The following is a 23,838-nucleotide window of genomic DNA, read 5'->3' as shown; positions in this document are numbered from 1 at the left end:
TGCTAACGCTACTTCCGCCCAGCCACAGACATCGCAATGGGGGCGGCTCGCAGAGATCCTGGGAGAGGTGAAATTCCTATGAGGCCCGCTTAACCGGTAGGCCGTTGCTGTTGCCGCTCTGGCTTCGGGAAGTAGTGTCAAATAGAAGCGTAGAACGAAAATGAAGAGCAAGCAAAATATCTCATTTTAGAGACCATGCGGCGGGACAGTTATGCCCCACCGCATTCCTGTGAAATGAAATCGATCAAACTTTAAAGGAGGTTTTTGATAATGGAACAGAAAAAAAGAGCATGGCTGTATTGCCGTATTGATGCGCCGGAGGATACGCATGGCACACTAAAGGAACAGCAAAAGGAGCTTTGGGACTATGCCGAGCAGCTTGGATTGGAGGTTGCCGGCGCATCGCAGGATATTGGAAGCGGTCTGACTCTTGATCGGCCTGGACTTAACGTCTTGAAAACTGCCGCCGCAGAGGGGCGAATGGATATGGTGCTGGTGAAAAGCCTATCTAGTATCGGAAGAAGTGTGGAACAGACATTGGAGCTTTCTCAGCAGATCAATCAGATGGGGATCACCCTATGCTCCCCTCTTGAAGGAGAGATCCAACTTTCATCTGATAGACCGCTTTCCCCGGAACCGTTTTTACATCTGAGCTAGGGCATTCATACAACGTTCTGGATGCTGCTCATGAAACAAACCATCGAAAGGAGAGGTGTTATGACTAACGAAGAAATAGGTAAGATTTTTGAAAACAACAATGTAGTCAGGGGGTATGTCTATCCCTATGAAGGAGGTCGAAGTGGATATTGGTTTGTGAATTCGCCCTCTAACATTGCTAATTTTATCATGCAGCATAGGGATGCGAAAGAAATCATTGTCACCGATACAATAGACAGAAAAATACTAAACACGATTGGTGAATTTATCGACCGCTGCCCGAATCAGGGGCTCCTGCAACAGATTCTGCCGCACCTGATTCCGATACAGATGGGAGAGGCTGAGCCGCTGGAGATTCCCCTTGCGACAGATGCAGAGGTAGAGGAATACTTCGAAATGCGTGATGAGCCAAGGATGGGGCTTGAGCTATGACACCCATAATGTCATTTGTCTGGAGGGAACCAAATGAGCGTAAACGCTAGAAAAGAGCAATATGAACATGTCGAATTATTCGGGAAGCCAGCGCTTTTCACTGATTCCCGTATTGATCGGAGTACGGTACCAGAGGGCTTTCACTGCTACGATCTTAGGGGGTCTGACTATGATCCCGGAAAGCCCATTATAGTGGAGGATCATGTTGTCGTAAATCATGCCGGTACGGTACTCACATCAGAACCGGTTAACATGCCCAAAGAGGGTCGCCGCAGACTGAACGGAAAGCTGAATTTTCTTAATGAATGCTTGACTATTGAAGGCTTCTGTGAAGAACACGGAATCCCCCTTGCACCGGATAATTATAAATTCACCCTGCGTCCTGCTTTGCAGGAGGAAGCAGGGATTTTTTATGCACTCCCCAAAGAACAGGATACAGTGCTAGGAACCGTCGGGCATCTGCGTATCGATTTTGGCGGCAATGGACATGAGTTCTGGCACACCTGGTGGCCGCGTGATTATGAAAAATATCATGGTTCCGCTTTTGAAATGGAGTTAAAGGCGGTCGTGGATGAACTGCGGGAAAAGGGGCCACTTGAAAGTCTGGGAGCAATGTCGCAGTACTGTGCTGCACATGGCGGGGAGATTGCAGGAGGCTGGCGTCAGAATTATGGATACATCGTAGAAACAGAGAACTACCGTTACTATTTACGTTGTAATCCGGCTCCCGGAGATTATCAGGCATACTTGACTGTTTTTGATCTGCGGGTACAGCAGCTGAATATGACCGAGAATGACATGCCCGATCAGGGCATGGGGATGGGAGGAATAAAGCTATGAGCTATAATCCGTCACTTTTAAATTTTATGAGGGAGAAATACCCGTCAGGAACACGTCTCCGGCTTGAAAGTATGAACGATCCCTTTGCGCCGGTTCCGCCCGGTACGGAGGGCACGGTTAATCTTGTTGACGATGCTTGTGGAATACACATGAAATGGGACAACGGCCGCACTCTGGCGCTAATTCCTGGTGAAGACAGTTTTACGGTTATACCTCAGCCATTTCATACACTCAAGCTTTATATGCCGTTGGCAGTTAATCTTTATGAGCGTGATGAATACGGAAGCTTGGACGATGACCCCATAGAGCTTGGCGGCCGTGAGGTTCTGGAGTACGAGGACAGCATCTTTTCTGCTATTCTTCGTGAACGAAGGCCAGAATCGCAGCGGGGACTTATGCAGTACTATGGAAAAAATGACACCCTGAACCAGAAGGTACAATCCTATGTGTTTACTGTGGAGAAGGTAAACGGCAGTCTCATGGGTGTGGCAGAATGCCGTATTCAAGGTGAGCTGACTGACAACGAGCTTGAGATGCTAAAGGACACAATCAGTGGGCAGGCATCCGATGGCTTTGGGGAAGGCTTTGAACAGCGTTACATAAAAATTCCTGATGGTGGGATTTATGTCAGCCTTTGGAGCAGTGAAAAAAGCTGGAAAATCCAGACGCAGGATGAGCTGGAACAGCAGGGGCAGCAGATGGGCGGAATGACGATGGGAGGGATGAGCTAATGTAGAGTGCAGAACCCCTCTTTCTCTTACTCATGTGTGAACAGCGTATTGTTTTATTTTAGAAACTATGCGGCAAAACAGGATTTCTTTTTTCTGCCGCATCCTTGTGAGATAAATCATCAATTAAGAAAAGGAGGAACTATATGAGTAATCATTCTTTAAACTATTTGTTGGAAAAGGATTTGGTGGTGGGCTGTGTCTGCAATAGCAACGGCTCAAACAAAACCTATTATTTTGAAAACACCCCGGAAAATATTGCGAGCTTTATTATGGAGCATCAGGAAAGCACGAATCAGCTGCTTCTGACCAGTCTGTCAGACCGTCTTATTCTAAGTACTCTTGGAAGCAGCATCAGTAAATGTCCCAATCAGGGGCTGCAGCAGAAGGTGCAAAAGGAGCTGTGCTTGCTGCAGAAAGGAGAAAGCTCACCGGCTCCCATGTTTGTTGCCAGTGAGAAAGAATTTCAAAGACTTTTATATGAAGAGGATCAGAGAGTAACCGCTGCAGAGCTGCGGATGCTGTAGGTAGGGAGCAGATATGTAGGAACAGGAGGAAATGCTATGGAAAAGAAAAAGGAAGCAAGAGAAATGCAGTATAAGCTATCGGTGAAACTGCTGGACCTTATGGTAAACAGCGGTTTTTTATTCCCGGAGGAATATGAAAAAATTGATGCACTTAACCGGGAAACATTTTCTCCGGAGCTGGCAGAAGTATATGCGTAAAAACACTAGTGATGAAGTTTCTGTAATGGGAATGGAGCGAAGAACCCGAATTATTCGGTTTCAAGAATAAGTCAACTTTGAAAGGAGGAGGAACTTATGCAAGAAACAAAGCCATACAGTATTTTAAAAAGAGCAGTGATAGCTGCTTATGAAAAAGTAAAAGCAAATAAGGGAACATATGGAGTTGATGAGCAGTCTATTGAAGATTTTGAGAAGAAGCTAAATAATAATCTCTATAAGATTTGGAATAGAATGTCGTCAGGAAGTTACTTCCCGAAACCTGTAAAAGCAGTAGCAATTCCAAAGAAGAATGGAGGAACTCGTATTCTGGGGATACCAATCGTAGAGGACAGGATAGCGCAGATGGTGGTAAAGTTATACTTTGAACCAAGTGTAGAATCGGTATTCTACGGAGATTCCTATGGATACAGACCAAACAAATCAGCGATACAGGCAATTGAAGTGACAAGGACAAGGTGTTGGAGAAAAGACTGGGTATTAGAGTTTGATATTAAGGGTCTGTTTGATAACATTAGACATGATTATTTAATGGAAATGGTAAAACGCCATACGAAAGAAGAATGGATTCTTCTTTATATACAGAGGTGGTTGGTTGCACCTTTTCAAATGGAAGATGGAACAACTATTCCAAGAACTTCCGGAACACCACAAGGTGGGGTGATTAGTCCTGTACTTGCAAATCTGTTTTTGCATTATGTATTTGATGATTTTATGGTAAAAGAGTTTTCAAGTATTCCGTGGGCTAGGTATGCAGATGATGGAATTGCACACTGTGCGTCTCTGAAACAGGCAAAATATTTGCAACGTAGGCTACAGGAACGATTTGCAAGCTTTGGACTGGAGTTAAACTTGGAGAAGACAAGAATTGTGTACTGTAAAGACGATGACCGTAAAGGTAATCATGAGTACACGTCCTTTGATTTTCTGGGATATACATTCAGGCCAAGGCACGCAAAGAATAAGTATGGAAAGTTCTTTACTAACTTTCTGCCAGCAGTGGGAGAAAAGGCAAAGAAAGCCATACGAAAGGAAGTTCGTGGCTGGAAGTTGCAGTTAAAGCCAGATAAAGACTTGTGGGACATAGCAAATATGTTCAACAAACAGATACAGGGATGGATTAACTATTACACACACTTCTACAAATCCGAGATATATGATGCACTAAGACATATCAATGGGTGTCTTGTGAAATGGGTTCGAAAGAAATTTAAGAAACGTAGAGCAAGGCGAAGAGCCGAGCATTGGCTAGGAGAGGTAGCAAAGCGTGATAGAAATCTGTTTGCACACTGGAAATTTGGAATACTGCCAGCGGCTGAATAATGGGAGCCGTATGAGCTGAGAGGTTCACGTACGGTTCTGAGAGAGACTTAGGGGGAAGTTCCCGAGGTCTACTTACTTCAAAATATTTTGCCGCAATAGAAAAGATGCTGATAATCTATTCATAGCTACGTAGAAGTGGCTGAAAGAACGGCTGGGATTGGAAACCAGTCCTGAAAAGTCCAAGGTTGTGAATCTGAAAAAGAAGTATTCGGATTTTCTGGGATTTCAAATCAAAGCCGTGGAAAAGAGCGGAAAATATGTTGTGGCAAGCAGATTAACTCCCAAAGCTAAATCAAAAGTATCAGAAAAGCTAAGCAATCAGATAAAGAAAATACAAAACCCTAAAAATGTAAATGATGAAAATCATGAAGTTCACATCTACAATTCCATAGTGATAGGAATACAGAACTATTATCGCTATGCGACTAATGTGAACATTGACCTACAAAAAATAGCTTTTCTTGTTGACCGAACCTTTAAACTCAGATTGCGAAGCAGAATAAAACGAAAATGTGAAAATCCCACAGTTGGCTTTGTCTACAATCATTACAAGCACAGCAAGCAAATACGTTTCATTAAAAATCAAGCTGTTGCGCCTATTGGTGCAGTCGTACATCGAAACCCGATGTACAAGCCTGTCAAGGTTAATAAATACACGGAAGAAGGGCGTGCACTTATCCATAAGTCACTCGAAAAGGTAAATATGGGTATTCTGCATTACCTAATGGCACACCCTGTTAAAAATCGAAGTGTGGAATATAACGATAACAGATTAGCGTTGTATTGCGCACAGACCGGGAAATGTGCTGTAACGGGAAAAATTCTTGAACTTGACAGAATACATCTTCATCATAAAACTACCATTCGAGACGGCGGTACAGACGAGTATCGTAATCTTATCATGCTTGATATTGATGTGCACCGACTTATTCATGCAACCAAAAGTGATATTGTAGAGAAATATGTTCAACTGATACAGCCTAATTACAATCAAAGGGATAAAATCAACAGGCTTCGCAACAGGCTCAACTTAGAGCCGATAACCATGTAAATGGCAGATTAACATTTGTTGTGTAGATTATGATTTCTAATATTAGACGATGGGGCGCCGTGTGAGGTGAAAGTCTCGTGCACGGTGCTAAGCGGGGGAAAAGCTGGAGATTATATCAAAGGTTTACCTATCGCAATACACCGTGTTCGGCGGCTTCGCTCCCAACAGCGAATCGGCACAGATTTTGTCAAAGGCTCTCGGCAGCCAGACTGTCATGAGCGGCTCCGTCAGCCGAGGCAAGAATGATCCGAGTCAGTCTCTGCAAATGATCGAGCGCCCGCTGATGACCCCAGATGAGCTGAAATCCATGCCTAAGGGACGGTTCATTGTGACAAAAACGGGTGTGTGTCCTATGCGCACTCGTTTAAAGCTCTTCCTTGAATGGGGCATTACCTTTGGAAAAGCCTATGAGATGACAGAGCAGTCTGCCAGAAAGGTGAGCTATGCGGATCGCCGTAAGGTTGAGGAGGAAGTCATCCGGCGCAATGCGGCCTTTGAGTCTGAACCGGAAGAAATGGATGATGTACCCGCCATACCAGTGGGAATGGCACATGCGCAGGCTCCTGCTATCAAGCTGGGAGAGATGGAGAAGAAACCACAGGCAAGGAGGTGATGTTTTGGCCTATTTTACATCTGTTTATAACTCTGAATTACCACATAGAGCAAAAACGGTATATATGTATCTTCATGACAGGGCGGATCGGGATGGTAAATGCTATCCGGCAATTGGTACCATTGCCAGAGAACTCAACCTGTCCAAAAGCACTGTTAAGAGAGCACTTCTTGATCTGGAGAAAAGCGGTTTTATTCAGCGTGAGCAACGCTGGCGGGAAAATGGAGGTAAGAGTAGTAATCTTTATTTTTTAAGTAAAAAAGTATTAGTTTAGGATGAAAACAGACCTTTCCTCCAAGGGGAAGGTCTGCCATTTGGGTGGACTGTGGGAGAGTTCATGGTGAACTGTGAAGAAGAACTTCTCACTCTAAGAAAGATTAACTTCAGAAAAAGAACAACTTGGTAAAGTCAAAGGTAGGAAAAAGGTTCAGGCCATGGATTTTGGAGTGATAAATAATTGATATAATACACGTTTGAGCTGTTTTTATCTGTAGTTGTTCGTCTGTTTGGAAAATTCGGAAGTGTAAACTGCTGGAGAGTGTAAATTTTCAGTTGTCCATCCATCTTTTTCATACTTGAAGTTTTAAAGCTGGAATTATTAAAAATAGTCTGTTCTGAAAACACTTTATTGGCTAACTTCCTTAGTTTTCATATAATCTGATATTTTATTCATATCTTCTGTTGAGAGCTTTTTCAAATGCTGCCCCTGTTTGTAAAAATAATATTGTCCGTCTTCCTGATATAGAAAAACACGCTCATCCACTTCTTGTTCCTGCGATGACTTATCCTCCGTAATCCATCCAGAGTATCCACCGGCGGTAAGCGGAAAGCTGATAATAAAGTATTGATTAAATTTTGCTTCATCAAAAGCCACCAGATCGTTGCTGGAGACCTCAGTAGCCTTATCATACAAATCTTTAATCAAGGATGCCCCATTTACATCATATAAATCCATAATGTTTTGGTAATGTCCATTTTGGAATTCGGAAATGGACAGGTTCAAATATTGGGAACTTGTAATAACTTGCTGACTATCTTTTCCTTGCCAAACAATATCTGCTTCTCCATTCCATGGGATTTTAACAGAAAATTGATTACTGGAAAAGAAAATAGAGGGCATAATCTCATATATCTTAATCTTTATTTGATTGTTATTTTTATCCTTGTAGATTTTAATTCTGGCACTGGTATTTGCTCCTTCAATGGTTCCATGTATCGAATAAACTTTACTATCGGTATCGTAATTCCATTCATAATTAATGGGCGCATCTCCAATAAATATAGGAGTTCCAATAATAAACAAGCGGAGAAAAATGCCAAGTAGTATGATGCAGAAAACGGCAATAACACCCGACAAGATATAGGCTCTCCGTTTAAAGGAGTTTTTAACTTTTCGCATATAGTCTATTTCCATTTTGGGCACAGTGGGACAGTCAATAGGCTTTTGTATATTTACAAGGTATTTGCTGCAATCTTCGCACTGTTCCAAATGCTGACGGATAGCAGTATTGCTTTCTTCACTGGTCAGCTTTTCAGCATACAATGGGAGCATATCCCGAACGATATTACAATCTAATGTATTTTTCATTCCAATCCCTCCATTAATTTTTTCTTACCTCGATAAAAGGTCACCCGTGCCCATGTCTCTGATTGATTTAAAAGCTCTCCAATTTCCCTGAAACTAAGTTCTCCTGAAAGTCGCAGATACATAACCTCTCTCGTAGGTTCTGACAGATTATGAAGCATACGGTAAATTGACATTTTATCCTGCTTATCCAGCACCGCAGATTCAACCGATTTTGAATTATCAGGAAAAGATTCATCCAGTGGTTCAGTTTTTCTTCGGCGGTTTTTATCCAATTCCTGATACCATAGATGTTTTGCAATCTGGCAGAGCCATGTAGACATTTTACAGTTTCCGTTATATGTATTTATGGATAGCATGGCACGATAAAAAGTCTCCTGTGTCAATTCTTCCGCTGTATGAGCGTTTAAAGATAGGGAAAACAAGTATTTATAAATTAAATCCGCATGTTCTTTGTAAATCCCATCCATTTCCCACACACAATCACCTCCTGAGCAGATATTTGCTTCGAAGCAGCTTGTGCAGAACATACAGCAATTATCAAAGGTTATTTATTGTTTGGAAATTGCTGCATGTTCTGCAATTTTTCAAATGAAGGCAGACACGCATATAAATGCGCATCTGCCTATCAGTTAATCTGACGCTGGAATAGTTATATATGAACCATCTGTTCCAATGGCATAAACGATTTCTTTTACGCCGTTGGACACAATAACCTGGCCGATCTCAAGATTTGAATCTTCCTTGTCTGTCGCGAAGCCACTTTGCATAAGGTCTTGTTTATCAGCAAATAAAGTAACTTCTGAATTATTTTTACCTGTAAATTGCAGAGAATCAGGATTAGCCTTTGCGTATACGAAACCGCATGTTAACAACCCTATTACAACCATCATACATATTGCCGACAATGGTTTTTTGATTTTATTAAGCATAAAAACACCTCATTTCCTTTTGATAACTTTATATAGTTCCTTACTGCTGATTATTAATTTATCAATGGAATCACCTCCTAAAACATATATCCGTTTTAGATGCAATTCGTTACATTGAAATAGAAAATTATTTGTGTTGATACAAAATCATATTAGGTAAGTATAATAATTTAGATAAAGCTATCTTTCAGTAAACATTAGGATTGTGGCGTTAGAGGGAGGAGAGTTTGAAAATACAACGTTTTTACAATTGTCTATTCGGTCGGTATCGCAGGCTGATCTGCGATGTGCATGAGGATTAGTATGAAAAAAAGCGTTATGGAGTGCTTTAAATTATATAATACATTATGCTTTAGAAACGTTAGTAATCAAAGTTTCGCCAATAATAAAATCTAAGGAGGAAACATTCTCAAAATTCATTTTTGTATCAAATAATGTGCGTTGTAAAAAGAAAGAATCAGATTCCGTGAAACCAAATTTGGTGGTATGTGCTATTATTTCTGTTCTCCACTTTCTAGCTGGAGTATTGAAATAAGATACAGCATTATGCGGCTGTAATATTACTTGTCCGTTAACATGCATTTCTTTAATTTTTAGTACTTTAATGTTTTCATGATTGTTTTTAGAAAAAAATTCAAGTATTATATTGTTTTCAAATTTATACAATGCAGGTATATGAAATGTTATATTATTATATTGAAAATAGCCATCTACTGTAAATTTCTTTGTTTCGCTGTTTTCTATAATATCTTGTGTACTATTCCAAATATCTTTATACACCATGTGACACCTCTTTCTTTAAGTATAATCTATATGTTCAGTATAGCTTGCTTTAGATGTGGAATCAATTGAAAAGTTTAATGACAGAGCATATGAATTATTATCATCATCAAAATAATGTAATTTTTAAGGGTTTGCCACCTGATGTTTGGACATAGGCAGCAAACCCTATTGATAGCAATATATCAGATCTATCTATATCATACTAAGCATCTTTGGTAATTTTTATTGTCTTTATATTCATAGAACCCAGAAGATGTAGTACATCTCCATTTAGGCAGGTAACATTTACTTCACTCACGTTGGGTTTATAAGTACCTTTATATAAATAGAGATTCCTATAATTTAGATAAGCTTTATTACTAATACCGGCAGGATGTACACTTGTCCAACCATATGAGCCGTCACCGTAATCAACGGTGGCATCAGCATAGGTGATTTTTGTACCGCTCACAGAAATTTTAACATCAAATTCATAAACATTAGTGCTGATTTTATGGGGAGTCATTACAACGGTGCCAACAGTTGCCATAGTGCTTATTTTAGAAGAATTATCTTTTTTTAACTGATATACTATGGATTCCCCATCTTTTAACTCAACAGTATTCCCGTCTGCAAGTTCAACAACAATCCCTTTATCTTGAGTCGGGCTGCTAATAGGTCCCGCAGCAAAAACATTTAAGGAAGACATTGAAAAAACAATTGATAAAGATAATAAAGATATTAGAAATTTTCTCATTTAAATTTCATCTCACTTTCTTTTTATTAGGTTAATCTGCAATTAATAATATTCACTCATTACAAATAGAACACTCTTATTGTAAATAAATACCTTTGCTATTTTTCATAACCACATTTTTTACATGTACTGCTGAATAAGGGGTAGGAGTGTTTATGTTTTGTCCACGAGCCGTAAAATCTAAAACCGGTTTTTTTACATTGTACACAACGCGCATTCTGAATAGTTCTAGTCCTATAGCAATAAGTAGAATCTGATTTATTATAGCTGGAACTTTGAGCGGTGATAGATCCGTATGCCTCTAATTGTGCATGAGAGCAGGTGTCGGCGGCTTTTAACAGAGAGTTTACTAAAGGCGCGGTATAAAATGATTGATCTTCGTTTACTTTGATTACCACATCATTACCTGTTTCAGAATGAATGACATCACCAACTGAAACATGTTCATGAATATGTTGAGATGATGCAGCAAAAACAGTTGTATTTATTGTTATAACCATTAATGCTGCTAAAGATAATGATAATATTTTTTTTAACATAACAATCCTCACTTTCACTTATTGGTATTATTTGGAATAAAAAGTGAAACTATAATAATTAAACTTATGAAAACATTGGAATCACCCCTTTACTAAATTAAACGTTGACCCTTAAAAAAACTAAGGTTTTATGCAAGAAAATGGTAATCACATGCTTACAATTTGTGAAAAAAAGAATTAATGATAATAACACATTATTTATAATACAACATCATTAAAACATATTTCCTGCTTGATTGTCAATAAAATTCCAAAAAAATTGTGTAATATGCTGGATATTTATAATGAAACAACAATTTGCATAAAAAAATGCAATAAAAAATCATTGACAGAACAACAAATTAGTGATTAAATGATATTGTAATATAAATAATATAACATTACTTAAACTGATTTGATTGAAGTTTACTGCAAATTATAGTTGATCGGGTTTTTACTATAAATCTCATTAGAGATTGTAGTAATTATAATTCATATATTGCTTATGCAATTTATGAAAAAATAAAGGGAAGGAGGGAAAGGTATGAAAAAGTTAGGAAAAAAAGTTTCTGATGCTAAAGGTACATTGATGGCATATGCTTGCTCTTGTGGCTCTTGCCCTTGTGCTACTTCCAAGTGCACTTGTAAGAACAATCCATCGTCTACACACAGAAATGCACTTACTTCTGCTAGCTCAGCCAGCTATCAAATGCAATATGCTGCACTTGAAATTGGTAAGTAATTCAACAAGGCCGATCAGGGGCTGCTGGAAGTTAGCAGCTCCTGATTATGCTATACACGGAGGGTTAAGATATGGTAGAGCAAAAACCTTTTATCAAACTTTTGAAAGTAATCAATCACTTATATATATTTGATGTAAACACAAATAAAATTATAGAAACAAATGGCCATATTTATAATTACCTGGATTCAGTTTTGCGCGATTTGTCTCCGCTGCCTTTGCTTACTAAAGAAGACGAGGAAATACTGGAAAACATGTTAAAAGAAGGTTTACTGCAAGGCAGACCTGATATAATAATCGAACATGTGATGAATGAACAATTGGAATATGTACTTGATCATGAACTTTCCCGCATGTGTCTGCAGGTTACACAAAATTGCAATTTAAGATGTAAATATTGTATATTTTCTGGCAGCTATATTAATAGAGTACATAATAATAAACGTATGGATTGGGTTACAGCTCGTAAGGCATTAGATTTTTTATATGAACGTAACGGAGAAAGCGATAATGATTTATTAATTGGCTTTTATGGCGGAGAACCACTATTAGAGTTTGATTTAATTAAAAAATGTGTTGATTACAGCTATAAGTTGTTTCCAAGTAAAAATTTACAATTTAACATTACAACAAATGCAACACTTTTAAGCCCGGAGATTGCAAGATACCTTTTGGAACATAACTTTACAATAACTTTAAGCATAGATGGCCCGGAAGAAATTCATGATAGGAACCGTGTACTTGTTAACGGTCAGGGAAGTTTTCAAACTGTAATGAATAACATAAAAACTATGTTTTCATCCATTCAAAATCTTCCTGCAGAGAAATTTATTATTAGCTGTGTTCTGTCAAACGACGCTAAGTTGGAAAGTGTAGTTCGCTTCTTTAACGAAGATAAGAGGGTTAATAAATTTACGTATCAACTAACCGCAGTTAATGATGTTAATTTAAAAGAACAGCCATTGCCGGCGCGTAAGAAGAATAATGCCATTAATCAATATGAAAATGCAAAGATGTTTTTATATGGTGTGGGCCGTATTCCGGTAGAAATGACGTCCCAATTGGCGGTGCCGTATGTTGATGAACTTACACACAATTTTTATCACCGCTCTGCTGTAGATATGAAGCAGAAAAAAATCCATCCGGGGGGTCCATGTGTGCCCGGACATCATAAATTATTTGTTGATGTAGAGGGAAATTTATATCCATGTGAACGAGTAAGTGAAACTTCACCAGTTATGAAGATGGGAAATCTTGATAATGGATTTGATTTTGATGCTGCTAAAAGGATTTTAAATGTTGGACAAGTTACCAAGGATGAATGTTCTAAATGCTGGGCTTTTAATTTTTGTACACAGTGTGTTGCTTTTGCGGATGGTGTTACAGAAATATCAAGAGAACTGCGTCTTCAGGAATGCAGCCGGGTAAGGTCTACGGCAGAAGATATGATGAAAGATTATATAGTTTTACAGGATTACGGTTGTGAATTTGAAAAATTTGAAAATGTAAAAATATAACCAGAGGAGGTGTGAGGAATGAAAAATCAAAGAGTAATGATTTATCCGGTTGATAGTGAATATATTCCATTTTTAAAGCAATGGGAATATGCAGTAAATTTGTCTTGTTATGCACCGCAAGGCTGGTTTTATGTAAATAAATCAATATCTGCTTTTGGAAATCAGACAATAACGGTAAAGGATATTAGGGAATGTACCGATTACTCCGTATTTGATGCTGTCTGGATAGTGGATTCAAATAGTGAATTAGATTTTACTGAGTATATACTACCTGTTATTGAACAAGCAGCTAAACAAGATAAAATCATTAGGATTACCCGCACACTGTCTGCAGAGGAGCAGAGCTTATGTTCTAAGTTGACCATACAAAAAAATATGTTTTGTCTTGATCAGGAATCACTTAAGCAGACAAAAGATTACTCACCCAATATTTTGCGTATTCAAACTCCTGTAGTATTTGTTTTAGGCATGTTTGAGCATACCGGAAAACTTGATACTTTGTTATATTTGCATAAAGGGATACAGCAAACCGGTTATACAGTCAAGTCAATTCTTACGCGCAAAAATGAAGCTGAAAAAAGTAATTGTCTCTCTTTCCCGGATTTTATGTATGATAGGCAGTATTCAGATACAGAGAAGATTCTTCTTTTTAATCATTTTGTTAGAAAATTGGAATTAGAAACTAAGCCGGATATAATACTCATAGGGTTGCCGGGAGAAATTATGCCATTGGATGAAAAGCATACTGGAAGTTTTGGCATAATTCCTTTTCTTGTTTCAAATGCGGTCCATTGTGACTATGCAGTTGTAAAGTTATTTCATAACTATTATGATTCTACATTTACAGAAAAGATAAAAGAAATAATAAAAAATAAATTTGAAATTGAAATAAATGCTTTTGCGGTAGATAACAGCGTTTTAGATGCTACAAGTATTTCAACAGCGACCCTTAGATTCTATGAATCAGAGGAAAGGCCTGATGATCTGCCAGGGAGTTACTTTTTTAATCATGTTAATGGAGATGGCAAGTCTCTTTGTGGTGATCTTATTGGTACTTTACAAAAGTTTGGAAAGTATAGAACAATTTAGTCAGCGAGGTAAAATCATGAATAATGAACAGAAATTAAAAGATATATTTATTAACTTATTTTCTTATACCTTTCCAGAGGAATTCAAAGATACCTCTCTTTTTGACGAACCTATTTATATGAGAGCAAGATATTATATGATGTTTTTAATGGAAGTTGAGCAAGTGTTTGGCATCAGGTTTCCTGATGTGCTTATTGGTGAAATGAAATTAACAACATATCAAGAGTTTCTGGTGGAAATCAATAATCTGACAGGGTGTACAGTATCTGTTAGTAATTAAGAGGCGATGGTCAGTGAAAGAGTTTAAGAACTTTTGCCATACAATTTTATATTCTCTGCATATTTGCTGGAAGGCTGCAAAAGGGTACGCAGTATCAAATGTAATAGTACAGGTTGCTAATGCGTTACTTCCATTTGCTACAATTATTTTAACCAAGCAATTAATTGACAAGTTGACTTTATCCGTCGGCATATTTGATTTAAAGATTATGATAATTCTAATTTGCTTAGGAGCTGTTAATTTGACAGAAGCTATATTATCAAAAGTCAATGATTATATGCAAACAATGCAGGAAAGTTTACTGCAAAATTACTTAAATCAAGAATTAATAAAAAAGAAACTTGAAATGGATATACAGTATTTCGATTCTCCTAAATATCAGAACATACTTCATTCTGTGGAACAGGATATATATGCATTAAACAGTGTAATTTGGAATGTAATTCAGTTTGTTGGAGCTTTGGTAACTCTTGGGGGGGCCTGGATTTTGTTATCCAGGGAAAATATACTTTATTGTTTCGCAATTTCATTAACTATATTACCATCCGTTATAGCAAACCAGAAATATATTAAAATCTTATATACATGGAGCTTGGAACAGTCTCCAAAAGAAAGACACATGGGTTATATTCGGTGGATATCGGGAGAAAGGGTCTTTTCCAGTGATGTTAGACTTTTTAATCTTAAGAATATATTGCTGGAGAAATATTGTACTATTTGGAAATCGCATTTTTCAGGTAAAAAAACAGTATTAAAGAAAAAAACAGTGGTAACTTTAATTTTTAATATGCTGCCAGAAGTAGCTTCTGTTTTTATTTTAATTCTTCTAGTAAAGGATATTGTATCAGGTTTGCGAACTATTGGTGACTATACGTTATATATAGGATTACTGACTCAGCTTACAGGAGGATTATTTCTTGCAATTCAGACTGGTATGTCCGTTTATGGAGATAAATTAAAAATTGATACTCTGCAAAAATTTAACCAATATCGAAATTCTGTGGAAGATATAGGGGACGAAGAACTTGTTGGGCCGGTATCTATTGAATTCCAGGATGTGACTTTTAAATATCCAGATACTGATACATATGTTTTAAAACACATTAATTTTAAAGTTACAGCAGGTGAAAAAATATGTCTGGTAGGAATTAATGGGTCAGGAAAAAGCACTATAATAAAATTGATGCTTCGTTTTTATGACGTTACAGATGGTTGTATTTTAGTGAATGGGTTAAATATTCAAAAGTATAAAATTGAGAGTTTACGGAAGCAGTTCAGTACTTTATTTCAAGAATATGTAAGCTATTCATTTTCTTTAAAAGAAAATATTATTATTTCTGATTTTCAAAAGGTAAGTAACGATCAAGAAATCATTAATGTGCTGCGGCAAGCAGGAGCAGCTCATATATTAAATCAATCACCGGATGGTTTGGATTCTTATGTAACTAAATTCTTCAGTGAGAGAGGCATAGAGCTGTCGGGAGGAGAGCGGCAAAGAATTGCACTTGCACGTACTCTCTACCGAACCTGTTCAGTAGTATTTTTTGATGAACCATCTGCAGCACTTGATCCTGAAGCTGAACATGTAATGTATGAAAATATTAGAAGCCTATGGACAGATAAAACAGCTTTTTATACCTCGCATCGTCTTTCAGCAGTACATTTGGCAGGGCGAATTATGTTATTGCAAAATGGAGTGATTACAGAACAAGGAACACATAAGGAATTAATGTCATTGAATGGCGAGTATTCAAGAATTTATCATATTCAGGCAGATAAATATCAGTTGGAAATATAAAGTAATAGCTGGATTAAACCGATATATTATTATAAGTGATAATCAATCGGTTTTTTGTTAAGTGTGAATTTACATAAGGAGGATATGTAATGAGTTTACAGGGTATTGAAGCCTTAAATTACAACAATTTATTGAACTATGTACAAAATAGTAACAATAGTTCAGTACCAATATCTGATTTTAAAAAGGTTCTATGTGCCGCTGCTAGTCAGCAAACAGAAAAGGCTGAAACTTTTGTAAGTGCGGAGCAAAGTCTTAAAGAAATATATCCAGGTTTAAAGTATCAAGTATTGGATGCATCACAATTTACATATTTTAATCGTTTGGATTTTCCTACCTCAAAATTATATGGTGATATCATTGATGAAACTACAATAAATCAATTGAAATCATGGAAGCCTAAGACACAGACATCAAATGGTTTTGAGTCTTGGGTTCAAACGGAATTGGTAAAGATACCAATTGGTGCTCATGTTGTACTTATTCATCCTAACGTCCAGAAGAAAATGGAGCAAGATACGGATTATGCAAAAAAAATTGCTGAAAAGATTCAGAAGTATTTTGACGATGATATTCGGTTAAATGCAGCTATTGATCCTGAATCAGTTAAAAGCATGTCGCAATTGGTATCTATAACAGAAGATGGAGAAATAGGGTTCCACGAAACTGTCTGTGATGGTCCCTCCCCTATGAGTTCTGATGATGAAAAAGCAAAAGCTATATCTCAAGAAAGCGATAAAAAACAGAATTTATTAAATGAATTACAAAATCTACCGTTAGCAACTGCATTGTCCATACTGGAGAAGGTGCCAACAACTTCTATTCAGCAAGACTATAGCTACGCATATCAATTATATGGATTAAGCCAAAAACGTAAAATTGAAAATGGTGAAATCGTTTAAAAAGATAACGAGAATTTCAAAAATTCTCGTTATCTTTTTATTCACAAACAATATCACAAATAGCCTTAAACAACTCACTGTAGTCGTGATGGTCTGTTAATATTATAGGTGTGTGTTCTACCTCTTTGTAGGAGATAAATTTGGCAGTAGTGGTATTGCAAATGATAATATCTGGGTTTAATGCTTGAAGATTTTTAAAATTCAAGTGTACGATAAGTAATTCAGTATCTAGTTGATCCGCCATTTTAATACAGTGATGCTGATACAATAGGGGCGTATCTATATAAACAGCGCCTAAAAGGATATCAATTGAATATTCAGAGAAAAATAGTATATTAAAATTATGAGTTTTAAACATTTCTTTTAAAACAGCGCTGATAGAAAGTTCTGTATTGTTTATATCTTGCAAGATTGCTATTACAGGCCGTTCATTTGGCAGTGATGTTTTAACTGCATAATCATCTAAAATAGTAGGAACAAAGATTCGATTTGGGGTATTTTGAAAACAGTGCATATTTGATTTTTTTAGGAATATTATAGGTGGAATATTTTCAGTAATAATATTCTTGGTATCTAATATATGGGTACTATAAAACGCAACAGGTAAATTTGCTGACGCATTAAGTGTGTTTTTAATTTCAAGATCTGATTCTAAGTAAATTATTTCGTCAATTTTACATTGACGTATGTAGTTTGAAGGCACTAATAAATTACCTATGACTAACATTTTTAAAGTAGTAATCCAATCCAGTTGTTTGTATAATCTAGGGAAATATTGTGGATTGAAAAGTTTGCTTGATTTATTCAAGTCTTCTTTAATTTGATCAAAATTTTTGTACGGGTGTTTAAGCAAAATAGCGTAAATCTTTGCAGTAATAACTGGAGCAGCATAGCTATTGCATACTGGTGTTAATCCCTGATAGGGAGTTGACTGCAATTCTTTTAATTCGTGACTGGCACTTGAAAAAAAATCAATACCGTGATAATTGGGAGTTTTGGCATAATATGCATCACCTTGAAGTTGAGGATCACACTGAACACCAATTACATTCGAAAAAGTTGCAGGATAAGAAAAGTTACTCCCATTCTTGCAGGCTGAAATAATAATGATACCATTTTCATAGGCTTGATTGATAATATTCAAAAGCGATGAATAGTCGGAAGCAGATACAGTTCCCAAACTTAAGTGAATAATTTTGACATTATGCTCTATGCACCAAAAAATTGCTTTTTTCAATTTAAAGCAATCACCTTTTTTGGTATTAGAATCCAGTATTTTAATACTTCCTATTTGAGCATATGGAGAATATTTTTGAATGATGGCAGAGCATATGCTGCCATGACCCAGTGGATCGATATATCCTTTAAAAGTACGAATTAATCCATGAGCGTTAACATGTAACGAAAATAATAGGTTTGGAGTTGAAGCGGTGCTGACACCATCATCGATAATAGCAATAATCATAGTAATCTCCATTCCGCCGCTAAGCGGCGGCACAAATAGTAATGAAAGTTTTGACTACCTCTACTTCTTTGATAGAATAGTTTCAAGAAGCTACACTACAAAGCACGGGGAGGGGAGTCGTAAAAACCTTCTTGGTTTTAGACAGCATAGTAATCAGTGTAAGTTCCATCTTTCAAGCACAAATAAGTGGCTCTATAAGACCGTACACTAAGAATTGTTTTAGCAACTCTGTTAAATGTGTGATGGAACAGTCAATGGCTTCTTTATCTCATTACGAAAGGAGTTCATTACCATGAAAGTTGTTTATCAAACCTGTTGTGGTGTCGATGTTCACAAATCTTTTCTCGTTGCCACGATTATTAAAACCACTTCCGGAATCGAACCTTCTTATCATAAGAAGCGCTTCTCCACTTTCAACAATTCTATTCTTCAATTCAAAGACTGGTTGATTGATAATAATTGCAGAGATATCTGCATGGAATCCACCGGTAAGTACTGGGTCCCTGTTTATAACCTTTTGGAAGATGATATCAACGTCACCATCGCCAACCCGAAGTGGGTTAAGGCTGTCAAAGGAAACAAGGACGATACTAAGGATTCTAAATGGATTGGTGATTTATTTCGATTAGGATTGGTTCCTGGTAGTTATATTCCGTGCAAGGAAATACGGATTCTCCGAGAGTACACCAGATATCGTTATAAGTTGACTTCCTCTAAATCAGGAGAAAAGAATCGGTTTCAGAATGCGCTTACGGTTTGTAATGTCGCATTAGATTCTGTTGTTTCCGATGTTTTTGGGAAATCAGCTACATCTATTATTGATTACCTAATCGAGCAATCTGACAATTCCATCAACCACGAAGAAATATCTTCCAGACTGCTTCGCTCATTAAAGAAGAAGTCTGATAGTGTCATTGAATCCATCGACGGTCACCAGATGACTGATTCCCAAAAGTATCGGATGCGCCTTATCCGCGCACATATGGATTATATCATATCTACAATAAATGATATAGACACTATGATTGAATCTTTGATTACTCCACATGAAAATGCTATCCAGTTACTGTGTACCATTCCAGGTATTGACCGCAACAGTGCGATTACCATTATTTCTGAAATTGGCACAGATATGTCTCAGTTTTCATCTTCAAAACGTTTATGCTGTTGGGCTGGATTAACTCCAAGCAACAACGAATCTGCTGGTAAAAAGAAGTCTGTTAGAATAACACGTGCCGGTGTCTACCTCAAACCTGCATTAGTACAGTGTGCTCATGCAGCCGTGAAATCTGAAAAGTCTCCTTATTACAAAACCAAATATGAGCGTATCCTTAAACGTCGTGGAAAGAAACGAGCCATCATTGCAATCGCAAGGATGATTTTAACTTCCATTTACCAGATGCTCTGTACTGGTGAAGCATGGAACCCAAGCGATTTATATAAAATTGATATGCCTGAACCTCTTGATGCAAAACAAAGGGAAAAGGCTATCAGACAAGCTTTGAAACTTCTAAAAAGTGAAGGAATTATACCTGAATCACTGGAAGCTTCTTAAAAGCTAATTTCTAAAATTTATACTTCTGAAAAGCTATTTTTGAATAGCTTAGTTAAGTGCGCCTTTTTTTGGCTGTCCTCTACTCTCTTTCACACTATCCCCTTACTTTATATTTATATTAATTGCATAGTGGTTATTGAAATTAATCTGATAAAATTCACTGAAGCAGAGTATTGCCAATATAATATAATCATGGTTAAAAAAGAGATATTAAATAAAATAAAAACTCATGATTGATAATATGATGTGATTTTATATATAAAATCAAATATTATTAATGATATATAATTAATATAATATTGACATATTTATAAACATATTGTATCATAAAAGTACCATATACGTCAAAGGTCTTAAGGAGAGATTAAAAATGCCTAGAGTTAAAAATGCACTATTACTAACAGAAAGAGAAATGGATGTTATGAAAATATTGTGGAACAGTAAAAAACCATTGGTAGCATCAGAAATAGCTAAGAAAGATGAGTCACTAAGCAATAATACAGTTCAATCTGTTCTTAGAAAATTGATGGCTAAAAAATACATTGAGGTGGCAGATATTGTTTATAGCGGGACTGTTTTAACACGTAGTTATAAGCCCGTTGTATCAAAAAAGGATTTGATTATTGAACAATTTATTAATCAGTTTAGTAAAAGTGAAGATAGTATTCCGATACCTAGTTTAGTAGGAACGTTATTAAAACATGAAAAAAACGAAAAAGAAACAATAGAAAAGCTTGAAAAAATACTTGAGGAAAGAAAAAAAATACTTAATCAAGAGGAAAAATAGTATGTTCTTATCACTAGCTGCGTTAATAACTATTATATTAATAATCAATTTGTCAATAATTTTTCTATGGCTTTTTCTGAAAAGCCATAGAAGAATTATGCAAATAAGTTTAAGTACCATGTTATTGGGGATTTTATTAGTTGTTTTGCGGTTGTTAGTTCCAATAGAGTTTTCATTCCAGCAGACGATACGTGAAAAAAGTATATTCCCAAGCATATTTTTAATGCTTTATACTCCTGTTTTGGAGTCTGTTTCTACAGGGATTTATGTATACCATGTTATATTACTGGTTTGGGGAATAGGGATTTTATTTTTCAGTATAAAGAATCTATTATGTCATATAAGATTTTTGAACTTAATTAACCGAGAAGCAGACCTATGTGATGAAAAAGTTAAAAATACTATAAAGAAAATTGAAGAATTACATGGAAAAACAAGCAATTTTAAAATAATTATGACAAGCAGAGTTTCTGTTCCAATGTACTTTGGTTTGCTTAGACCGATAATTATATTACCAAAGATTAAGTTATCAGATCAAGAGCTATATTACATATTAAGACACGAAGCTACCCATTATTACAATAATGATTTATGGATTAAATTGTTTGTTGAGTTAATAAGTATTATATATTGGTGGAATCCATTTGTTTTTATTCTAAAACACGAAGTAGATAAAATTTTAGAGATAAGAGTTGATATGGCAGTTACAAAAATATTTAATGAAACAGAAAAAGTTAATTATTTAGAATGTCTGATAAGGATTGCTAAGGAAACTGCTTCCCCTGAAATAAGTGGTTTTTCTCTGTCCTTTGATAGCAGAACTGTTTCTGTTCTATCTCAGCGATTTCATATTGTTCTGGCTGGAGAAGAATTTAAAAAGTCAAAAGTTAAAAATTTGATCCTGCTTGTCTTTATGGTATTTGTCTTGATTTTAAGTTCGTTTGTTGTATTTGAACCATATTCAATTAATTCCAGAGATCAGGAAAAGACGTTAGAATTAACGCCAGAGAATGCATATTTAATTGTAAGACCTGACAATGAATATGATGTTTACGTTAATAATGAATACTTTGCTACGGTAACAGCAATTAGAGATTCATACTCTAATTTATCAATTTATAACAATCTTGAGGAGGTATTATTAAATGAAAAAGAAAAGTAAAAAAATCATGTTATCATTAGCTGTCTTAACAATTAGTACACTTATGCTGCCTGTTGATGCTTCAGCTCAATCACAAGGAGTTGCACTGCCAATTTCCGTTATTTCTTCACATAATAGTTTATTAGATATAGCTTATCCAAACGCGAATATTATCGGCTGGCGTTACAAGTCAGAGGATGGAAAGATGTATAGGCGTCAATATAACTATTCCAGAGAAAAATGGATTGGGGAATGGGAATTATGTTAAATGGCACTATAATGAACACAGAAGATGCAATAAGAGGTAATTAAATTTAATGGTATCAGAGATATTGTCTTATTAAGTGATTGTTTCGTAGTTCATAATAGCTCAAGTATTGATTATGCTGTAAAAAATAAATAATGCCAAGGGCAAACCCATTGAAAGATGGGGGCGCAAAGCCATAGGATCTAAGGCGTTTTATTACACTATGATAGCCTGGCTGCCAAGAACTACATAGAGCCTGCCCTCTAAAAAGGGCAGGCTTTTGTCGCTTTGACGGATAGTTTAGGGTATTATAATGCCGGCTTTCGTTATGCGCTGCGGCGATAGGGGCATACTATGACAATTTTTCTTTTTCCTGTCTTGCGGAGGTGGAATTAAAGACAGCGCTATCCGCATAAACCCTCAATTGTTTATACAACTTTATACGAGATTTATAAAAAAGTCAGTATTTTGCCAATGGCAAAGTGCTGACTTTTTTTATTCGACAAGAAATCTATTTGTTCGATTATTAAAATTAAGTATTAAGCTGTGTCTTTTTAATTTCTATAAAAAGTTTTTGTCCCTACACTGTCGGTCGCCGCCACATGTTCTTCATTTTTGATTTTAAACATCACGAAATGGAGGACAAGCCCTATGGCAAAACGAATCAAAATTAATTATCGGAAGAGGTATCCCGAAGCAAGCGATGTGGTCATTGAAGTCTTGGAAAAAAGCGACCGCAAAATGGAATATCAGCAATACGATCTAAAGGTGGAAAGATGCCACATTGACAGCTTAAATAGAACGGTCACCTACATACCTAGCCGTGAGGATTCCTATGAACGGTTGCTGGGAGAAAATCGGCAGTTTGAGGCAGATCAGCAAAGCGTAGAGGATGAAGCTGTAAATGCTATGTTGATTGAAATAATGCTTTATTGCTTAAAATTGCTTACACCACAAGAGCAAGAGCTGATAACAGAATTGTTCTTTGTGGGGAAAAGTGAGCACCAGTTATCCAGAGAAACAGGTGTTTTACAGCAAACCATTCATGCCCGAAAGGTCAAAATCCTTAGTAAATTAAAAAAACTGATGAAAATCTAAAAATCTTTTTGTCACCCCCCTCACTCAACGTGGAAGTAAGTGAGGGGGTTTTTCTATTCTCTCTTTTGCTCCTTGAAAAATAAATATCCGGCAGCAACAATACATGATCTGTCCAGCCGTGTGAAAAGCGGCAGCGACCTTGACGGGCGCGCCAAAACTGCCTGCGGATGGGTAGGCGGCATTTATGCCGCTTGACCCGTTCGTCGAACCGATGGCATCGAAGGTGACGAGCGAGAACGCCCGGTCATAAAACAGTCTGTGGTGGACTGTTTCGCC

General features: G+C 36.7%; 28 protein-coding genes, 1 pseudogene and 1 riboswitch. Of the genes and pseudogenes, 21 read left to right on the top strand and 8 right to left on the bottom strand.

Annotated elements, in window-relative coordinates; all coding sequences use genetic code 11:
* The first annotated feature begins 270 nt into the window (after positions 1-270).
* The 10 genes and pseudogenes from FAY33_RS10100 to FAY33_RS10060 all read left to right on the top strand — a co-directional run bounded on the left by FAY33_RS10100 (position 271) and on the right by FAY33_RS10060 (position 6,661).
* Entirely contained in the window at positions 271-657 is a 387-nt protein-coding gene (locus FAY33_RS10100; protein ID WP_143321213.1) for a recombinase family protein, read from the top strand.
* Positions 658-717: 60 nt separating this feature from the next.
* Positions 718-1,089, top strand: a complete 372-nt coding sequence (locus FAY33_RS10095; protein WP_143321108.1) for a resolvase — start codon at positions 718-720, stop codon at positions 1,087-1,089.
* Between the two features lie 33 nt (positions 1,090-1,122).
* Positions 1,123-1,929, top strand: coding sequence for an LPD28 domain-containing protein (locus tag FAY33_RS10090; RefSeq protein ID WP_143321107.1), 807 nt, complete (start codon positions 1,123-1,125; stop codon positions 1,927-1,929).
* The gene (locus FAY33_RS10085; protein ID WP_143321106.1) at positions 1,926-2,660 is read left to right on the top strand and encodes a DUF4314 domain-containing protein; all 735 of its coding nucleotides are present in this window, start codon (positions 1,926-1,928) and stop codon (positions 2,658-2,660) included. The genes FAY33_RS10090 and FAY33_RS10085 overlap by 4 nt, the downstream gene beginning before the upstream one ends.
* 143 nt (positions 2,661-2,803) lie before the next feature.
* Positions 2,804-3,184, top strand: coding sequence for a resolvase (locus FAY33_RS10080; RefSeq protein WP_143321105.1), 381 nt, complete (start codon positions 2,804-2,806; stop codon positions 3,182-3,184).
* Between the two features lie 36 nt (positions 3,185-3,220).
* The gene (locus FAY33_RS19420; protein WP_185967574.1) at positions 3,221-3,382 is read left to right on the top strand and encodes an SHOCT domain-containing protein; all 162 of its coding nucleotides are present in this window, start codon (positions 3,221-3,223) and stop codon (positions 3,380-3,382) included.
* A 96-nt stretch (positions 3,383-3,478) separates the two neighbouring features.
* Entirely contained in the window at positions 3,479-4,723 is a 1,245-nt protein-coding gene (gene ltrA, locus FAY33_RS10075) for a group II intron reverse transcriptase/maturase (RefSeq protein ID WP_143321104.1), read from the top strand.
* Positions 4,724-4,910: 187 nt separating this feature from the next.
* Entirely contained in the window at positions 4,911-5,774 is an 864-nt protein-coding gene (locus FAY33_RS10070) for an HNH endonuclease signature motif containing protein (protein WP_143321103.1), read from the top strand.
* A 139-nt stretch (positions 5,775-5,913) separates the two neighbouring features.
* A pseudogene (locus FAY33_RS10065) lies at positions 5,914-6,387 on the top strand (type IV secretory system conjugative DNA transfer family protein); the annotation flags it as partial.
* Positions 6,388-6,391: 4 nt separating this feature from the next.
* Positions 6,392-6,661: a helix-turn-helix domain-containing protein gene (locus FAY33_RS10060; RefSeq protein ID WP_143321102.1), complete on the top strand. Its 270-nt coding sequence runs from the start codon at positions 6,392-6,394 to the stop codon at positions 6,659-6,661.
* Between the two features lie 351 nt (positions 6,662-7,012).
* Here FAY33_RS10060 and FAY33_RS10055 read toward each other — a convergent pair whose 3' ends face one another.
* The 6 genes from FAY33_RS10055 to FAY33_RS10030 all read right to left on the bottom strand — a co-directional run bounded on the left by FAY33_RS10055 (position 7,013) and on the right by FAY33_RS10030 (position 10,962).
* Entirely contained in the window at positions 7,013-7,975 is a 963-nt protein-coding gene (locus tag FAY33_RS10055; RefSeq protein ID WP_143321101.1) for a zf-HC2 domain-containing protein, read from the bottom strand.
* The gene (locus tag FAY33_RS10050) at positions 7,972-8,442 is read right to left on the bottom strand and encodes a sigma-70 family RNA polymerase sigma factor (protein ID WP_347562680.1); all 471 of its coding nucleotides are present in this window, start codon (positions 8,440-8,442) and stop codon (positions 7,972-7,974) included. Before FAY33_RS10050 ends, FAY33_RS10055 begins: the two co-directional genes overlap by 4 nt.
* Positions 8,443-8,604: 162 nt before the next feature.
* Positions 8,605-8,904 carry a hypothetical protein gene (locus FAY33_RS10045; protein WP_143321099.1) on the bottom strand — a complete coding sequence of 100 codons (300 nt, stop codon included), beginning with the start codon at positions 8,902-8,904 and terminating at the stop codon, positions 8,605-8,607.
* A 345-nt stretch (positions 8,905-9,249) separates the two neighbouring features.
* Positions 9,250-9,687: a hypothetical protein gene (locus FAY33_RS10040; RefSeq protein WP_143321098.1), complete on the bottom strand. Its 438-nt coding sequence runs from the start codon at positions 9,685-9,687 to the stop codon at positions 9,250-9,252.
* A gap of 202 nt (positions 9,688-9,889) precedes the next feature.
* Positions 9,890-10,423: a hypothetical protein gene (locus tag FAY33_RS10035; RefSeq protein ID WP_143321097.1), complete on the bottom strand. Its 534-nt coding sequence runs from the start codon at positions 10,421-10,423 to the stop codon at positions 9,890-9,892.
* A gap of 98 nt (positions 10,424-10,521) precedes the next feature.
* Positions 10,522-10,962 (bottom strand): hypothetical protein, encoded by a 441-nt coding sequence (locus FAY33_RS10030; protein WP_143321096.1) that lies wholly within the window; start codon positions 10,960-10,962, stop codon positions 10,522-10,524.
* A 523-nt stretch (positions 10,963-11,485) separates the two neighbouring features.
* Here FAY33_RS10030 and FAY33_RS10025 point away from each other — a divergent pair.
* From FAY33_RS10025 to FAY33_RS10000, 6 genes are all read left to right on the top strand, one after another.
* Positions 11,486-11,683: a CLI_3235 family bacteriocin precursor gene (locus FAY33_RS10025; RefSeq protein ID WP_143321095.1), complete on the top strand. Its 198-nt coding sequence runs from the start codon at positions 11,486-11,488 to the stop codon at positions 11,681-11,683.
* A gap of 71 nt (positions 11,684-11,754) precedes the next feature.
* Positions 11,755-13,200: a radical SAM protein gene (locus FAY33_RS10020; protein ID WP_143321094.1), complete on the top strand. Its 1,446-nt coding sequence runs from the start codon at positions 11,755-11,757 to the stop codon at positions 13,198-13,200.
* Between the two features lie 18 nt (positions 13,201-13,218).
* The gene (locus tag FAY33_RS10015; RefSeq protein WP_143321093.1) at positions 13,219-14,289 is read left to right on the top strand and encodes a TIGR04066 family peptide maturation system protein; all 1,071 of its coding nucleotides are present in this window, start codon (positions 13,219-13,221) and stop codon (positions 14,287-14,289) included.
* 16 nt (positions 14,290-14,305) lie between these two features.
* Positions 14,306-14,569 (top strand): hypothetical protein, encoded by a 264-nt coding sequence (locus FAY33_RS10010; RefSeq protein WP_143321092.1) that lies wholly within the window; start codon positions 14,306-14,308, stop codon positions 14,567-14,569.
* A 13-nt stretch (positions 14,570-14,582) separates the two neighbouring features.
* The gene (locus FAY33_RS10005; RefSeq protein ID WP_143321091.1) at positions 14,583-16,367 is read left to right on the top strand and encodes an ABC transporter ATP-binding protein; all 1,785 of its coding nucleotides are present in this window, start codon (positions 14,583-14,585) and stop codon (positions 16,365-16,367) included.
* A gap of 89 nt (positions 16,368-16,456) precedes the next feature.
* Complete coding sequence (locus FAY33_RS10000; RefSeq protein WP_143321090.1) at positions 16,457-17,269, top strand: hypothetical protein; 813 nt, start codon at positions 16,457-16,459, stop codon at positions 17,267-17,269.
* Between the two features lie 37 nt (positions 17,270-17,306).
* Here the strand turns inward: FAY33_RS10000 and FAY33_RS09995 are convergent, their stop codons facing one another.
* Positions 17,307-18,734, bottom strand: coding sequence for a S8 family serine peptidase (locus FAY33_RS09995; RefSeq protein ID WP_185967573.1), 1,428 nt, complete (start codon positions 18,732-18,734; stop codon positions 17,307-17,309).
* Between the two features lie 292 nt (positions 18,735-19,026).
* Here FAY33_RS09995 and FAY33_RS09990 point away from each other — a divergent pair, with 292 nt between their 5' ends.
* From FAY33_RS09990 to FAY33_RS09970, 5 genes are all read left to right on the top strand, one after another.
* Positions 19,027-20,289, top strand: a complete 1,263-nt coding sequence (locus FAY33_RS09990; RefSeq protein ID WP_143321088.1) for an IS110 family transposase — start codon at positions 19,027-19,029, stop codon at positions 20,287-20,289.
* A gap of 370 nt (positions 20,290-20,659) precedes the next feature.
* Positions 20,660-21,076 carry a BlaI/MecI/CopY family transcriptional regulator gene (locus FAY33_RS09985; RefSeq protein ID WP_143321087.1) on the top strand — a complete coding sequence of 139 codons (417 nt, stop codon included), beginning with the start codon at positions 20,660-20,662 and terminating at the stop codon, positions 21,074-21,076.
* Between the two features lie 97 nt (positions 21,077-21,173).
* On the top strand, positions 21,174-22,238 hold the full coding sequence (locus FAY33_RS09980; protein WP_207706016.1) for a M56 family metallopeptidase: 1,065 nt from the start codon (positions 21,174-21,176) through the stop codon (positions 22,236-22,238).
* The gene (locus FAY33_RS09975) at positions 22,222-22,485 is read left to right on the top strand and encodes a hypothetical protein (RefSeq protein WP_143321085.1); all 264 of its coding nucleotides are present in this window, start codon (positions 22,222-22,224) and stop codon (positions 22,483-22,485) included. The genes FAY33_RS09980 and FAY33_RS09975 overlap by 17 nt, the downstream gene beginning before the upstream one ends.
* A 132-nt stretch (positions 22,486-22,617) precedes the next feature.
* A riboswitch (cyclic di-GMP riboswitch) is annotated at positions 22,618-22,707 on the top strand.
* Positions 22,708-23,115: 408 nt separating this feature from the next.
* Positions 23,116-23,562, top strand: a complete 447-nt coding sequence (locus FAY33_RS09970) for a sigma-70 family RNA polymerase sigma factor (protein ID WP_143321084.1) — start codon at positions 23,116-23,118, stop codon at positions 23,560-23,562.
* 24 nt (positions 23,563-23,586) lie between these two features.
* On the opposite strand, the gene FAY33_RS19775 is transcribed toward FAY33_RS09970, so the two are convergent.
* A partial coding sequence (locus tag FAY33_RS19775; RefSeq protein WP_207706015.1) for a hypothetical protein occupies positions 23,587-23,838 on the bottom strand: 252 nt, incomplete at its 5' end.

This window comes from Clostridium sp. HBUAS56010 (assembly GCF_007115105.1).
In the GTDB taxonomy this organism is placed as follows: Bacteria; Bacillota; Clostridia; order Lachnospirales; family Lachnospiraceae; genus Lacrimispora.
This window is presented reverse-complemented; position numbering and strand designations above follow the sequence as displayed.